Below are 13,914 nucleotides of genomic sequence, written 5' to 3' on the forward strand. Positions count from 1 at the left end.
GCTGCTCAGTAGCGGTACTGGTCGCCCTGGCCCTGGTCGTAGCCGTACGGCGGCTGCTGCGGGGCCTGGTGCTCCCCGTCGCGCTGCTGCGGCACCCATACGCCGCCGGGCGGGGTTTCCATGCCGTACTGGGGGGCGTAGGGGTCGGCGTACTGCTGCTGGCCGCCATAGCCGCTGTTGTCGTACGGCGCGGTGCCGATGTACGGGTCGGAGTACGCGGCGTAGGTCTGCTCCCCGACGGTTCCGTAGTCGTACGTCGTCGCCGTGGCGTAGGTGCCCTGCTGGTCGTACCCGGTGGCGGCATAGGTGCCGAAGCCGCTGTCGTAGGACGCCGCCTGGACGGTCGGGGCGGGCTCGTTGTAGACGCCGTACTGCCCGGTCTCGTCCGGCAGCGGCTCCGGGGCGTAGACCGCGGTCGTCTCGGCGGCCGTGGGCTCCTGCTCCCGCTGCTCGTACTCGAGGTCCGAGACCTCCAGGGTCGGACCGGCGGCGGCCGCGCCCCCCGCCGCGGCACCGGACCTGCGGCGGCGGCTGGCACCGGGGCGGCCGCCGATCGCCCATCCCGTGGAGAAACCACGCCGGAAGGAGAGCGTGACGTACGTCTGGCCGACCGCGAAGGCGATCGCGCCCGCCGCGATCATGGGGACGGACGACAGCAGCACACCGAGGACCACGCCCAGGAACCCGGCGAAGGCGAGCAGCCGCCAGCGCAGCCGGGCCTTGTACTGCAGGAGCACTTCCCCGAGCAGCCACAACGCGACAACACCGAACGCGATGTAGAGGACCGTCCAGCCCATGCCCGCCCCTCTCGTACGGCCCCCGCCCCGGGACGAGGCGGGTACGGCCGGTCAGGACTGCTTGTGCAGTCCGAGATTCTCGTAGATCTCGAGCGTTGCCGTGGAGTTGTTGAGCGTGATGAAGTGCAATCCGGGGACACCCTCGGAGAGCAGCCGCGCGCAGAACTCCGTCGCGTACTCGATGCCAATGGAGCGTACAGCGGCCGGATCGTCCTTGACGGCGAGGATCCGCTCTTTCAGCTCGGGCGGGAAGTGGGCGTTGCTGAGCTGAGCGAACCGGTCGATCTGCTTGACGCTGGTGACCGGCATGATCTCGGGGATGATCGGGGTCTCGCAGCCCTTGGCAGCGACCCGGTCGCGCAGTCGCAGATAGTCCTCCGGGCGGAAGAACATCTGGGTGATCGCGTAGTCCGCGCCCGCCCGGCACTTGTCCACGAAGTGCCGGATGTCGGTGTCCCAGTCGGTGGAGCGCGGGTGCATCTCGGGGAAGGCCGCGACGCCGACGCAGAAGTCGCCGGACTCCTTGATGAGCCGGACCAGGTCGGCGGCGTACCGCACGCCCTGGGGGTGCGGGACCCACTCGCCCATCGGGTCGCCGGGCGGGTCGCCCCGGACGGCGAGGATGTTCCTGATGTCGGCGTCGGCGTACTGGCCGATCATGTTGCGCAGTTCGGCGATGGTGTGGTCGACGGCGGTGAGGTGCGCGACCGGGGTGAGCGTGGTGTCGGCGGCGATCTCCTGGGTGGCCTTGACCGTCCCGGCCCTCGTCGAGCCGCCGGCTCCGTACGTCACGGAGACGAAGCTGGGAGCCACCGCCTCGACCCGGCGCAGCGCGTTCCAGAGGTTCCGCTCGCCCTTCTCGGTTTTGGGCGCCCAGAACTCGAAGGAGTACGTCGTCTTGCCGGTCGCGAGCAGATCGCGCACCGTTCGTGCGCGATCTGTCCTGGTGGAAGGTGTGCCAAGGGCCATACGGGCAGGTTAGCCACGGGTCGGGCGTCACCCAACCAGAGCAGGGTTATTTGTCGCTTTTGCCAGGTTGTTGTCCAGCCCTTGGACACTCGTGGACAGCTGGACCGTACGCGCGGCTACGCGGAGCGCTCGCGGACCCGCTTCGCGAGCGCCGCCGTGGCCGCCGCCGGGTCGTCGGCCTCGGTGATCGCCCGGACGACGACGATCCTGCGGGCGCCGGCGTCCAGCACCTCGTCCAGATTGCCCGCGTCGATGCCGCCGATCGCGAACCACGGCCGCTCCTGCTCCAGCGACGCGGCGTACCGCACGAGGTCCAGCCCGGGCGCGTACCGACCCGGCTTGGTGGGCGTGGGCCAGCACGGGCCGGTGCAGAAGTAGTCCACGCCCGGCTCGGCGACCGCCGCGTCCACCTCCGCCTCCGCGTGCGTGGAGCGGCCCGTCAGCACCTCGTCGCCGAGGATGGCGCGGGCGGCGGGGACGGGCAGGTCGCCCTGCCCGAGGTGCAGCACGTCGGAGCCGATGGCGTGCGCCACGTCGGCCCGGTCGTTCACCGCCAGCAGCACGCCGTGCCTGCGGCAGGCGTCGGCGAACACCGCCAGGTGCTCCAGCTCCTCGCCGGCCTCCATGCCCTTGTCGCGCAGCTGCACGATGTCCACGCCGGACGCGAGCACCGCGTCGAGGAACTCGGGCAGGTCACCCTGCCGCTTGCGGGCGTCCGTGCAGAGGTAGAGCCGGGCGTCGGCCAGTTTGGCGCGTGCGGTGGACATGAGGTTCCCCCCGTTGGTGCGGCGGTGTGCGGGCACGGGAGGGCTCCCCCCCTGCCCGCACACCGCCTGGTGTCGGTGTTCCGCCCGGCGTACCCCGCCGGGGCTTACCAGGACGTCAGACGGCGAGCGCCTGGGCGCGGCGCTTCACCTCCGTGCCGCGATTCTCGCTGAGCGCCTGCGCGGGCGTGCCCGGCAGGGTCGGGTCGGGGGTGAAGAGCCACTCCAGCATCTCTTCGTCGGTGAAGCCGTCGTCCTTCAGGAGCGTCAGGGTCCCGGAGAGACCCTTCACCACCTTGCCGTCCTTGATGAAGGCGGCAGGCACCTGGAGCGTCCGGTTCTCACCACGGCGCACGGCGATCAGCTGGCCTTCCTTGACCAGCTGCCGCACGCGCGTCACCTCGACATCGAGCATTTCCGCGATGTCGGGCAGGTGGAGCCAGGCGGGGACGAGAGCATCGATCTTTGCGTCAATCTCGGTCACGGGACTAGCGTGCCATCCCGCACTGACAGTCGGTAGCCGGGCTGGGCCGGACCAGCCCCCGCTACCCCCGGGCGGCCGACTTGAGGGGGACGGACGGGTCCGCGGCGAGCGCCGCATCGAGCGGCGTGCCCGCCTCGATGAGCTTGCGCCCCTGGGCCAGGTCCCGCGGGCGGCCCACCGCCAGCAGCGCCACCAGGGCGCCCCGGCGCAGCCACACCACCGACCACGCCGCGCCGGCCGGGTCGCCCCGCCACACCATCGTGTCGGCGGCCGCGTGATGGCCCGCGTACTGCACGAACCGCCCGAACTGCTCGGACCAGAAGTAAGGCACCGGGTCGTACGGCCGCGGGGCCTCGCCGACGACGGCGGCGGCCACCGTGCGCGGGCCCTGGAGGGCGTTGTCCCAGTGGTGCACCAGCAGCCGCTCGCCGTAGCGGGCGGAGGGGAAGGAGGCGCAGTCGCCCACGGCGTACACATCGGGCACGGACGTGCGCAGATGGTCGTCGGCGACGATCGCTCCCTCCGGGCCGAGCGCGACTCCGGAGCCGGCCAGCCAGCCGGTCGCGGGCCGGGCCCCGATGCCGACGACCACGGCCCCGGCGGGCAGCAGGCGCCCGTCCTCCAGGGCGACCTCGCCCGGTTCGACGTGCCCCACGCGCGCGTGCGTCAGGAGTTTGGCGCCGCTCTCCTCGTACCACTCCCCCATCGGGACGGCGACCTCGGCGGGCAGCGCCCCGGCGAACGGCCGGCCGGCGGCCTCGACGACGGTGACCGCGCAGCCTGCCTCCCGGGCTGCCGTCGTGAACTCGGCGCCGATCCATCCCGCGCCGACGACCACCACGTCGTGCTTCTCCGCCAGGACGGGGCGCAGCCGCTCGGCGTCGTCGAGGGTGCGCAGCAGATGGACCCCGCGGACGCCCTCGGAGCCGGGCAGCGCGATGGGCCGGGCGCCGGTGGCGACGACCAGGACGTCGTACGGGACCGGCCCGGCCTCGGTGTCCACCTCGCGCGCGCCGGGTCGGAGGGCGGTCACTTCGACGCCCAGGCGCAAGGCGATGCCGAGCGCCTCGAAGTCCACGTCGAAGGCCGATCCCTCGGCCGTGCCCAGGAGCACCGCCTTCGACAACGGGGGCCTGTCGTACGGCTGGTGCGGTTCGGCCCCGATCAGCTGCACGGGACCGGTGAAGCCCTGCTCGCGCAGCGCCACGGCCGTCTGCACACCCGCCATCCCGGCGCCCACGATGACGACGCGCCGCTCTGCTTCCATCCGCTCGTTCACCCGCCCACCTTATGCAGCTGACCAAACGTCAGGAAGGGAGCTGCTCCACCACACTGGTACCGCTGCCCTCCTGGGACTCCCATTCCCAGGCCTCCTCCAGCCGGACGCGCCCGTCGTCCAGTTCCACGACCGTGGAGACGCAGTGCCCGGACGCCGTCCGGCCGTCGCGCTTCAGCTGGACGTACCGGAAGTCGAGGCGGTCCCCCTCACGGGTCCCGACGAGGTGGCCGCGCACCACGTCACCGCCCGCGTACTCGGCCCAGACCCGGCCGTCCTCCTCGTGGTACGTGAACCGCGTCGCCGTGCCGACCTGACCGGGCGCCTGGTCCGCCACGGGAGCGAGGACCAGTCCGTCGAGCGACCGCGCCACGGTGAAGCTCCCTTACTGCGGGTTGCGGGGTGGGGTTAGTCTGGCCACCGTAGAGCACTCGCGGGAGCCCGGACGCACTGGGCTGAGAGGGAGGCTGGGACGGCCTCCGACCGTACGAACCTGATCCGGGTCATGCCGGCGAAGGGAGGGGCTGGACGCCCATGCATCCACGTACGTCAGACGTCCTCGTCATCGGGGGCGGAATCATCGGCCTGGTCACGGCCTGGCGGGCGGCGCAGCGCGGTCTGCGGGTCGCCGTCGTCGACCCCGAACCGGGCGGCGGGGCCGCGCAGGTCGCGGCGGGCATGCTCGCCGCGGTCACCGAGCTCCACTACGGCGAGGAGACGCTCCTCGGGCTCAATCTGGAGTCGGCGCGCCGCTACCCGGACTTCGTCGCCGAACTCCAGGACGCGGCCGGAGGCGTGGCCGGCGGCGTGGACGTCGGCTACCGCGCGTGCGGCACGCTGGCCGTCGCCCTGGACGCCGACGACCGCGCCCACCTGCGCGAGCTGCACGCGCTGCAGGAGCGCTCCGGCCTGGACTCGCAGTGGCTGACCGGCCGTGAATGCCGCCGCCTGGAGCCCATGCTGGCGCCCGGCGTGCGCGGCGGGCTGCGGGTGGACGGCGACCACCAGGTCGATCCGCGACGGCTGGCGGCCGCCCTGGTGGCCGCGTGCGAGCGGTCGGGGGTGGTCGTCCACCGCGCCTGGGCGAAGCGGCTGGTGGTGGCGCGGGGCCGGGCGACGGGGGTGCTCCTGAAGGACGGCACGGAACTCGCCGCCGACCAGGTGGTGCTGGCCGCGGGCAGCCTGAGCGGGCGGCTCGGCGGCGTACCGGACGAGGTGCTGCCGCCGGTGCGGCCGGTCAAGGGGCAGGTGCTGCGGCTGTCGGTGCCCCGCGCGTACGCGCCCTTCCTGAGCCGTACGGTCCGGGCGGTCGTGCGGGGCAGCCAGGTGTACCTGGTGCCGCGCGAGAACGGCGAGCTGGTCGTCGGGGCGACGAGCGAGGAGCTCGGCTGGGACACCACGGTCACGGCGGGCGGGGTGTACGAGCTGCTGCGCGACGCGCACGAGCTGGTGCCCGGCATCACCGAGCTGCCCCTGACCGAGACCCGCGCGGGGCTGCGGCCCGGCTCCCCCGACAACGCGCCGCTGCTGGGCCCCACCGCGCTGCCCGGTCTGCACCTGGCGACGGGCCACTACCGCAACGGGGTGCTGCTGACCCCCGTCACCGGGGACGTGATGGCCACCGCGCTCACCACCGGGGAGCTCCCCGAGGAGGCCCGCGCCTTCGCCCCCGCCCGTTTCGGGACGGCGTCCCCGTCCCCCTCCCCGTCCCTCTCCCCGGCAGGAGTGTCATGAACGTCTCCGTCAACGGCGAGGCCCGTCGCCTCGCCGGTCCCACCACCCTCGACGCCCTGGTCGCCACCCTCACATCGGCTCCCTCCGGGGTCGCCGCCGCCGTCAACGAGACGGTCGTCCCGCGCAGCCAGTGGTCCGGGACCCTCCTCGACGAGGGCGACCGCGTCGAGGTCCTCACCGCGGTCCAGGGGGGCTGAACCATGGCCGACGACCGTCTCACCCTCGCCGGGACCACGTTCGACTCCCGGCTGATCATGGGTACGGGCGGGGCGCCCAGCCTCGACGTGCTGGAACGATCCCTGGAGGCCAGCGGCACGGAGCTGACGACCGTGGCGATGCGCCGCCTCGACCCGACCGTGCAGGGCTCCGTCCTGTCCGTCCTCGACAAGCTCGGCATCCGGGTCCTGCCGAACACGGCGGGCTGCTTCACCGCGGGCGAGGCCGTGCTGACGGCCCGCCTCGCGCGGGAGGCGCTCGGTACGGACTGGATCAAGCTGGAGGTCGTCGCGGACGAGCGGACGCTGCTGCCCGACCCGATCGAGCTGCTCGACGCCGCCGAGACGCTGGTCGACGACGGCTTCACGGTCCTCCCGTACACGAACGACGACCCCGTGCTGGCCCGCAAGCTGGAGGACGTCGGCTGCGCCGCGATCATGCCGCTGGGCTCGCCCATCGGGTCCGGCCTCGGCATTCGCAACCCGCACAACTTCCAGCTGATCGTGGAGCACGCGCGCGTGCCGGTGATCCTGGACGCGGGCGCGGGTACGGCGTCCGACGCGGCGCTGGCGATGGAGCTGGGATGCGCGGCGGTGATGCTGGCGTCGGCGGTGACCCGGGCGCAGGAGCCCGTCCTGATGGCCGAGGCGATGCGGCACGCGGTGGAGGCGGGGCGCCTCGCGTACCGGGCGGGGCGGATCCCGCGCCGGCACTTCGCGGAGGCCTCGTCCCCGGTGGAGGGCCGGGCGGCGCTGGATCCGGAGCGGCCGGCGTTCTGAGCTGGCCGGGGGCCGCCGGGTGTCACAGGTCGGCTGCAGTACGGGCCGGGCAGGGGCGGGGCGGTGGGGGTGTCGGTGCGGGCTCGTAGACTCGTGCGGGTGGATACGACCCTGCACGACCCCCTCGTCGGCCAGCTGCTCGACGGCCGCTACCGGGTCGACGCGCGCATCGCCGTCGGTGGCATGGCCACGGTCTACCGGGCCGTCGACACCCGGCTCGACCGGGTGCTCGCCCTGAAGGTGATGCACCCCGCCCTCGCGACCGACGCGACGTTCGTGGAGCGGTTCATCCGCGAGGCCAAGTCCGTGGCCCGGCTCTCGCACCCCAATGTGGTCGGCGTGTTCGACCAGGGCGCCGAGGGGGCGTACGTCTACCTGGCGATGGAGTACGTCGCCGGGTGCACCCTCCGCGACGTACTGCGCGAGCGCGGGGCGCTCCAGCCCCGGGCGGCGCTGGACATCCTGGAGCCGGTGCTCGCCGCGCTGGGCGCCGCGCACCGGGCCGGGTTCGTGCACCGGGACATGAAGCCCGAGAACGTCCTGATAGGGGACGACGGCAGGGTCAAGGTCGCCGACTTCGGGCTGGTCCGGGCCGTCGGCGCGGCCACCAGCACCACCGGTTCCGTCCTCGGCACCGTGTCGTATCTGGCGCCCGAGCAGATCGAGCACGGCACCGCCGACACCCGCGCGGACGTGTACGCCTGCGGCGTCGTCCTGTACGAGATGCTCACCGGCGCCAAGCCCCACGCGGGCGACACGCCCGCCCAGGTCCTCTACCAGCACCTGAACGCCGACGTCCCGCCCCCCTCCGCCGCCGTCCCCGGCCTCGCGGTCGAACTGGACGAGCTGGTGGCGAGCGCCACCGCCCGCAATCCCGACGTGCGCCCGCACGACGCGGTGGCGCTCCTCGCCCAGGCCCGCGAGGCCCGCGCGGCGCTCGGCGACGACCAGCTCGACCTCGTCCCGCCACAGGCCGGCCCCCGCGCCGACGGCACAGACCACTCCGGTGGCGGCCCCGAGGACCCCACCAGTGTGCTCGCGCGGGCCCTGCCCGGCGAGGACGACGGCGTCCGGCGCACCAGCCGGCTGACCATGCCCCCGCAGCCCGGCCCCGAGCCGGAGCCCCGGCGCCCCGTGCGCGGCCCCCTCCTCCACGCCCGTCGCGGTGTGATCGCCGCCATCGTCGCCGTGCTGCTCGTCCTCGGCGTCGGCGGGGGCGTCTGGTACATCAACTCGGGACAGTTCACCCAGGTCCCCACCGTGCTCGGACAGACCCAGGCCGAGGCGGAGAAGCGGCTCGCCGACGCCGGGCTCGACGTCAAGGACGTCAAGCGGGACTACAGCAGCGCCTACAAGCGGGGCACCGTGATGGCCGCCGACCCCGCTCCCGGCGAGCGCATCCGCGGCAACGGCTCCGTGACCCTCACCCTCTCGCGCGGCCCGAAGATCGTGAAGGTCCCCAACCTCAAGGGCCTGCCGCTCGGCGACGCCAAGCGTGAGCTCACCAAGGCAGGTCTCGCCCCCGGCAAGGTCACCAAGGCCTTCAGCCAGGAGTTCGAGCGAGGGACCGTGATCAGCACCGACCCGGGGGCGGGCACCGAGCGCAACCCCGACTCCGCGGTCGCCCTGGTCGTCAGCAAGGGCGCCCCCGTCGACGTACCGGACGTCACCGGTGACACCGTCGACGACGCCACCCGTACGCTGGAGGACGCCGGGCTCACCGTGAAGGTCGCCTCCGCACGGGTCCACTCCGCCGAGGAGGCGGGCACGGTGGCCGCCCAGTCCCTCTCCCAGGGCAGCGAGGCCGCGAAGGGCGACACGATCACGCTGACCGTCTCCAAGGGCCCCCGCATGGCCGACGTTCCCGATGTCACCGGCAAGAGCGTCGACGACGCCCAGCGGGAGCTGGAAGGCGCCGGCTTCAAGGTGAAGGTCGAGAAGAACTTCCCCTTCCTCGGGGACACCGTGGACAGCCAGTCCGTCAGCGGCGGTGACCAGGCCCCCGAGGGCAGCACCATCACCATCAAGACCAAGGGACTGTAGAGAGACATGGGCAACCCCGTCGGCGGCCATGTTCCCGTGGCCGGCGGCCTCGCCAAGACCGGCCTCACCTACGCCCGTGAGATCGGTGCCGAAGCCGTCCAGGTCTTCGTCGCCAATCCGCGCGGCTGGGCCACACCCGCCGGAAACCCGGTCCAGGACGAGCTGTTCCGCGACGAATGCGCCGCCGAGGGCATACCCGCGTACGTCCACGCCCCCTACCTGATCAACTTCGGCTCCCACACCGAGGCGACCGTCGAGTTCTCCGTGGCGTCCCTGCGCCACTCGCTGCGCCGCGCCCGTGACATCGGCGCCCTCGGCGTGGTGGTGCACACCGGTTCGGCGACCGGGGGCCGCCCCCGCGAGCAGGCCCTCGCCCAGGTGCGCACGCACATGCTGCCGCTGCTGGACGAACTCGACCACGACGACGACCCGTACCTGCTGCTGGAGTCGACGGCCGGACAGGGCGCCTCGCTCTGTTCCCGGACCTGGGACTTCGGCCCGTACTTCGAGGCACTCGACGCCCACCCGAAGCTGGGCATCTGCCTGGACACCTGCCACATCTTCGCGGCCGGGCACGACCTGACCGGGGAGCACGGCGTACGGCAGACGCTGGACCTGCTGGTCGACACGGTCGGCGAGGGCCGGCTGAAGCTGATCCACGCCAACGACTCCAAGGACGTCGTGGGCGCCCACAAGGACCGTCACGCGAACATCGGCGCGGGTCACATCGGCGAGGATCCCTTCCGCGAGCTGATGCGGCACCCGGCGGCCTCCGGCGTCCCACTGGTCATCGAAACGCCCGGCGGAAAGGAAGGACACGCGGCCGACATCGAGCGGCTGAAGAAACTCCGGAGCAGTTGAGGAATACCCCCCGGGGGTATACGGTTCCTACTGAGGGCAGGAACCGATACCGCCATACGACTTTGGGGGCTCTCATGCAGCACGACAGCCGCACCCAGCACGGCGAGCAACACCAGCACGCCGAGTACCCACAGGACGGCGGGTACGCAGCCCACCACGCCCCGCACCAGGAACACCAAGAGCACCAGGACCACCACGGGCACCACCAGCACGGCGGCACCGACAAGGTCAGCTGGCCCATGGCCGCCCGGGCCACCCTCCACTGCCTCACCGGCTGTGCCATCGGCGAGGTCCTCGGCCTGGTCATCGGTACGAGCCTGGGCTGGGGCACCGTGCCCACCATGGCGCTCGCCATCGCCCTGGCCTTCTTCTTCGGTTACGCGTTCACCCTGCGCGGCGTCCTCAAGGCGGGCGTCGACTTCAGGACCGCCTTCCGAGTGGCCCTGGCCGCCGACACGCTGTCCATCGCCGTCATGGAGCTGATCGACAACGGTGTGCTCGCACTCTGGCCCGGCGCCATGGACGCGCACCTCACCGACGGGTTCTTCTGGGGCGTCCTCGCCTTCGCGCTCTTCGCCGCCTTCATCGTCACCACACCCGTCAACAGGTGGATGATCGGCCGCGGCAAGGGGCACGCGGTGGTGCACGCATACCACTGAGGGGTATCAGAGCTCCGGGCCGTCCCCCGGCTCCTCCTGGTAGGAGTACCGCTGCTCCGTCCACGGATCGCCGATGTTGTGATAGCCGCGCTCCTCCCAGAAGCCCCGGCGGTCGGCGGTCATGTACTCCACACCGCGGACCCACTTGGGGCCCTTCCAGGCGTACAGGTGCGGCACGATGAGCCGCAACGGGAACCCGTGCTCGGCGGTGAGCAGCTCACCGTCCTTGTGCGTGGCGAAAATCGTTCGGTCCGAGGAGAAGTCGGAGAGCCGCATGTTGGCGCTGAATCCGTACTCGGCCCACACCATCACATGGGTGACATGGGCGGCCGGCGGTGCGAGTTCCAGGATGGTACGGGCGGGAACCCCGCCCCATTCGGCCCCGAGCATGCTGTATTTCGTCACGCAGTGCAGATCGGCCACGACCGTCGAGAACGGCAGCGCCGAGAACTGCTCGTGGTTCCAGCAGTGCTTGTCGCCGCCCGCCGTGGCGCCGAAGACCCTGAACTCCCAGCGGTCCGGCTTGAACTTGGGGACCGGCCCGTAGTGGGTGACCGGCCAGCCGCGCTGAAGTCGCTGTCCCGGTGGAAGCTCGGACTCTCCTGCTGCCCGGTGTTCCCCGCTCCCTGGCTGACCCATGACTCAATGGTGACAGACCGGGAAGGGTGGTCATGACCGGGGATGAGGTGGATTGGGGCAACTCCTACTAAGCATGCACTTACTGGACGCTCCCCTCCAGCGGTGCGAGGATGCGCGGCATCTGCCCCGTTCACACGCGCGGAAGGAGCCTCTGCGATGCAGGGCGACCCCGAGGTCATCGAGTTCCTCAACGAGCAGCTCACGGCCGAGCTGACGGCGATCAACCAGTACTTCCTGCACGCGAAGATGCAGGAGAACTTCGGGTGGACGAAGCTCGCCAAATACACCCGTGCGGAGTCCTTCGACGAGATGAAGCACGCCGAGGTCCTGACCGACCGGATCCTCTTCCTCGACGGCCTGCCGAACTACCAGCGGCTGTTCCACGTCCGCGTGGGCCAGACCGTCACGGAGATGTTCCAGGCGGACCGGCAGGTCGAGGTCGAGGCGATCGACCGGCTCAAGCGCGGGATCGAGGTCATGCGCAACAAGGGCGACATCACCTCCGCGAACATCTTCGAGTCGATCCTGGCCGACGAGGAGCACCACATCGACTATCTCGACACGCAGCTGGAACTGGTCGACAAACTCGGCGAGGCGCTCTACATCGCCCAGCTGATCGAGCAGCCGGACAGCTGAGCCGCTCCCGCGGGCCTCACACCGCTCGCGCCGATCCCGAGCCACTCGTCCACGTCGCGCCCGGTGTCACGCCGCCTCCCGCGTCACGCGGCTTCGGGCAGCTCCGCGACGCCCACGGCTTCCAGGGTCTCGGTGGCCGCGAGGGCAGGCTTGCCCTGGTCCACCAGCTCGCGCCGGGGGCAGTTCCCACGGCCGAGGATCGCCTGGATGCGGCGTACACAGGATCCGCAGTCCGTGCCGGCCTTGCAGGCCGACGCGATCTGTCGGGGCGTGCAGGCACCGGCGTCCGCGTGTTCCTTGACCTGCTTCTCGGTGACACCGAAGCACGAGCAGACGTACACGCGGTTCACCTCCCTGCGGGGATCGACGGGATCGACAACTGGGGACCCCGCCCTTGATCGGTGAGGCTAACCTAACCTTACCCGTCGCACAGGGCGCGCAAAAGCCCGGCAAACACCGATGGGGCGCGGATCACATGGATCCGCGCCCCATCGGCACGTCAAGGCTGCATTCAGCCAAGATCAACGATCACCGGGTCACTGGTCGCGGTACATCTCCGCCACCAGGAACGCCAGGTCCAGCGACTGGCTGCGGTTGAGCCGCGGGTCGCAGGCCGTCTCGTAGCGCTGGTGCAGGTCGTCGACGAAGATCTCGTGACCGCCGCCCACGCACTCGGTGACGTCGTCACCGGTCAGCTCCACGTGGATGCCGCCCGGGTGCGTACCGAGCTCCTTGTGGACCTCGAAGAAGCCCTTGACCTCGTCGAGCACGTCGTCGAAACGGCGCGTCTTGTGGCCGGAGGCGGCCTCGAAGGTGTTGCCGTGCATCGGGTCGGTCACCCACGCCACGGTGGCACCGGAGGCGGTGACCTTCTCGACCAGCTCGGGGAGCTTGTCGCGGACCTTGTCGGCGCCCATGCGGACGATGAAGGTCAGCCGGCCCGGCTCCCGCTCGGGGTCGAGGCGGTCGACGTAGGTCAGCGCCTCGTCGACCGTGGTCGTCGGGCCGAGCTTGATGCCGATCGGGTTGCGGATCCTCGACGCGAACTCGATGTGCGCCCCGTCCAGCTGACGGGTCCGCTCACCGATCCAGACCATGTGGCCCGACGTGTCGTACAGCTGTCCGGTCCGGGAGTCGACGCGGGTGAGCGCCGACTCGTAGTCCAGCAGCAGCGCCTCGTGGGAGGCGTAGAACTCGACCGTGCGGAACTCGGCCGGGTCGGTGCCGCAGGCCTTCATGAAGTTCAGCGCGTTGTCGATCTCCCGCGCCAGCTGCTCGTAGCGCTGCCCCGACGGCGAGGACTTCACGAAGTCCTGGTTCCAGGCGTGCACCTGGCGCAGGTCGGCGTAGCCGCCGGTGGTGAAGGCGCGCACCAGGTTGAGCGTCGAGGCGGACGCCTGGTACATGCGCTTGAGCCGCTCCGGGTCCGGGATGCGCGCCTCTTCGGTGAAGGCGAAGCCGTTGACGGAGTCGCCCCGGTACGTCGGCAGCGTCACGCCGTCGCGGGTCTCGGTCGGCTTGGAGCGCGGCTTGGAGTACTGCCCCGCGATCCGCCCCACCTTCACGACCGGGACGGACGCGGCGTACGTCAGCACGGCGCCCATCTGGAGCAGGGTCTTGAGCTTGTTACGGATGTGGTCGGCCGATACGCCGTCGAAGGCCTCGGCGCAGTCGCCGCCCTGGAGCAGGAACGCCTCGCCCCTGGCGACGGCTCCCATCCGGGCGCGCAGCTGGTCGCACTCGCCCGCGAAGACGAGCGGCGGATACGACTCGAGGTCCGCGATCACATCGCGCAGAGCCTCGGCATCGGGGTACTCGGGCTGCTGCGCCGCGGGAAGGTCTCGCCAGGTGTTGCCACCGGTTGCGGTGGGCTTAGCGTTCACGGTCACGTGCACAACCTTACGGGGTGTTCCCATTCGTCCATCTGGGTGCTCACCTGATGAGACAAGGAATCTTGAGGCTTTCGGCGATTCCTGGGGTAGGGTGCGGCTCATGTTCGCGCACTCGACCCAGAACTGGTGGTGGACCGCTCATCCGGCGGCCCACTGACTGCGCGT

Annotated in this window: 17 protein-coding genes and 1 riboswitch; of the genes, 8 read left to right on the forward strand and 9 right to left on the reverse strand. The window is 71.4% G+C overall.

Annotated features, from left to right (window positions below):
* Nucleotides 1–5: 5 nt before the first annotated feature.
* From ABT360_RS17955 to ABT360_RS17980, 6 genes are all read right to left on the reverse strand, one after another.
* Nucleotides 6–797: a hypothetical protein gene (locus tag ABT360_RS17955; RefSeq protein ID WP_351816753.1), complete on the reverse strand. Its 792-nt coding sequence runs from the start codon at nucleotides 795–797 to the stop codon at nucleotides 6–8.
* 51 nt (nucleotides 798–848) lie between these two features.
* The gene (metF, locus tag ABT360_RS17960) at nucleotides 849–1,766 is read right to left on the reverse strand and encodes a methylenetetrahydrofolate reductase [NAD(P)H] (RefSeq protein ID WP_351816755.1); all 918 of its coding nucleotides are present in this window, start codon (nucleotides 1,764–1,766) and stop codon (nucleotides 849–851) included.
* Between the two features lie 116 nt (nucleotides 1,767–1,882).
* Entirely contained in the window at nucleotides 1,883–2,533 is a 651-nt protein-coding gene (thiE, locus tag ABT360_RS17965; protein WP_351816758.1) for a thiamine phosphate synthase, read from the reverse strand.
* A 115-nt stretch (nucleotides 2,534–2,648) separates the two neighbouring features.
* Nucleotides 2,649–3,014 carry an Rv2175c family DNA-binding protein gene (locus ABT360_RS17970; RefSeq protein ID WP_351816761.1) on the reverse strand — a complete coding sequence of 122 codons (366 nt, stop codon included), beginning with the start codon at nucleotides 3,012–3,014 and terminating at the stop codon, nucleotides 2,649–2,651.
* Between the two features lie 61 nt (nucleotides 3,015–3,075).
* Nucleotides 3,076–4,281 (reverse strand): NAD(P)/FAD-dependent oxidoreductase, encoded by a 1,206-nt coding sequence (locus ABT360_RS17975; RefSeq protein WP_351816891.1) that lies wholly within the window; start codon nucleotides 4,279–4,281, stop codon nucleotides 3,076–3,078.
* 40 nt (nucleotides 4,282–4,321) lie between these two features.
* On the reverse strand, nucleotides 4,322–4,663 hold the full coding sequence (locus tag ABT360_RS17980) for a hypothetical protein (RefSeq protein WP_351816764.1): 342 nt from the start codon (nucleotides 4,661–4,663) through the stop codon (nucleotides 4,322–4,324).
* A gap of 50 nt (nucleotides 4,664–4,713) precedes the next feature.
* Nucleotides 4,714–4,827: riboswitch (TPP riboswitch) on the forward strand.
* Here ABT360_RS17980 and thiO point away from each other — a divergent pair.
* The 6 genes from thiO (at nucleotide 4,825) to ABT360_RS18010 (ending at nucleotide 10,582) form a co-directional block, all read left to right on the forward strand.
* Complete coding sequence (gene thiO / locus ABT360_RS17985; protein ID WP_351816770.1) at nucleotides 4,825–6,024, forward strand: glycine oxidase ThiO; 1,200 nt, start codon at nucleotides 4,825–4,827, stop codon at nucleotides 6,022–6,024. It overlaps the preceding riboswitch by 3 nt.
* Entirely contained in the window at nucleotides 6,021–6,221 is a 201-nt protein-coding gene (gene thiS, locus ABT360_RS17990) for a sulfur carrier protein ThiS (RefSeq protein WP_084897055.1), read from the forward strand. Before thiO ends, thiS begins: the two co-directional genes overlap by 4 nt.
* Nucleotides 6,222–6,224: 3 nt before the next feature.
* A complete protein-coding gene (locus tag ABT360_RS17995; protein ID WP_351816775.1) occupies nucleotides 6,225–7,019 on the forward strand; it encodes a thiazole synthase in 795 nt (264 codons plus the stop codon).
* A gap of 99 nt (nucleotides 7,020–7,118) precedes the next feature.
* Nucleotides 7,119–9,062, forward strand: a complete 1,944-nt coding sequence (gene pknB / locus ABT360_RS18000) for a Stk1 family PASTA domain-containing Ser/Thr kinase (protein ID WP_351816777.1) — start codon at nucleotides 7,119–7,121, stop codon at nucleotides 9,060–9,062.
* 6 nt (nucleotides 9,063–9,068) lie between these two features.
* Entirely contained in the window at nucleotides 9,069–9,923 is an 855-nt protein-coding gene (locus tag ABT360_RS18005) for a deoxyribonuclease IV (protein ID WP_351816780.1), read from the forward strand.
* Between the two features lie 74 nt (nucleotides 9,924–9,997).
* Nucleotides 9,998–10,582 (forward strand): DUF4396 domain-containing protein, encoded by a 585-nt coding sequence (locus ABT360_RS18010; protein ID WP_351816783.1) that lies wholly within the window; start codon nucleotides 9,998–10,000, stop codon nucleotides 10,580–10,582.
* A 6-nt stretch (nucleotides 10,583–10,588) separates the two neighbouring features.
* Here the strand turns inward: ABT360_RS18010 and ABT360_RS18015 are convergent, their stop codons facing one another.
* A complete protein-coding gene (locus tag ABT360_RS18015; protein ID WP_351816786.1) occupies nucleotides 10,589–11,221 on the reverse strand; it encodes a sulfite oxidase-like oxidoreductase in 633 nt (210 codons plus the stop codon).
* A 156-nt stretch (nucleotides 11,222–11,377) separates the two neighbouring features.
* On the opposite strand from ABT360_RS18015, the gene bfr reads away from it, so the two are divergent.
* Nucleotides 11,378–11,857 carry a bacterioferritin gene (gene bfr / locus ABT360_RS18020; RefSeq protein ID WP_351816789.1) on the forward strand — a complete coding sequence of 160 codons (480 nt, stop codon included), beginning with the start codon at nucleotides 11,378–11,380 and terminating at the stop codon, nucleotides 11,855–11,857.
* Nucleotides 11,858–11,940: 83 nt separating this feature from the next.
* Here the strand turns inward: bfr and ABT360_RS18025 are convergent, their stop codons facing one another.
* On the reverse strand, nucleotides 11,941–12,207 hold the full coding sequence (locus tag ABT360_RS18025) for a (2Fe-2S)-binding protein (RefSeq protein WP_351816792.1): 267 nt from the start codon (nucleotides 12,205–12,207) through the stop codon (nucleotides 11,941–11,943).
* A gap of 186 nt (nucleotides 12,208–12,393) precedes the next feature.
* Entirely contained in the window at nucleotides 12,394–13,746 is a 1,353-nt protein-coding gene (locus tag ABT360_RS18030; protein WP_351816795.1) for a class II 3-deoxy-7-phosphoheptulonate synthase, read from the reverse strand.
* Nucleotides 13,747–13,849: 103 nt separating this feature from the next.
* Here ABT360_RS18030 and ABT360_RS18035 point away from each other — a divergent pair, with 103 nt between their 5' ends.
* Complete coding sequence (locus ABT360_RS18035; RefSeq protein ID WP_071528813.1) at nucleotides 13,850–13,906, forward strand: trp operon leader peptide; 57 nt, start codon at nucleotides 13,850–13,852, stop codon at nucleotides 13,904–13,906.
* Nucleotides 13,907–13,914: the final 8 nt, after the last annotated feature.

The sequence above is a fragment of the Streptomyces sp. NPDC000229 genome (assembly GCF_040300825.1).
Taxonomy (GTDB): domain Bacteria; phylum Actinomycetota; class Actinomycetes; order Streptomycetales; family Streptomycetaceae; genus Streptomyces.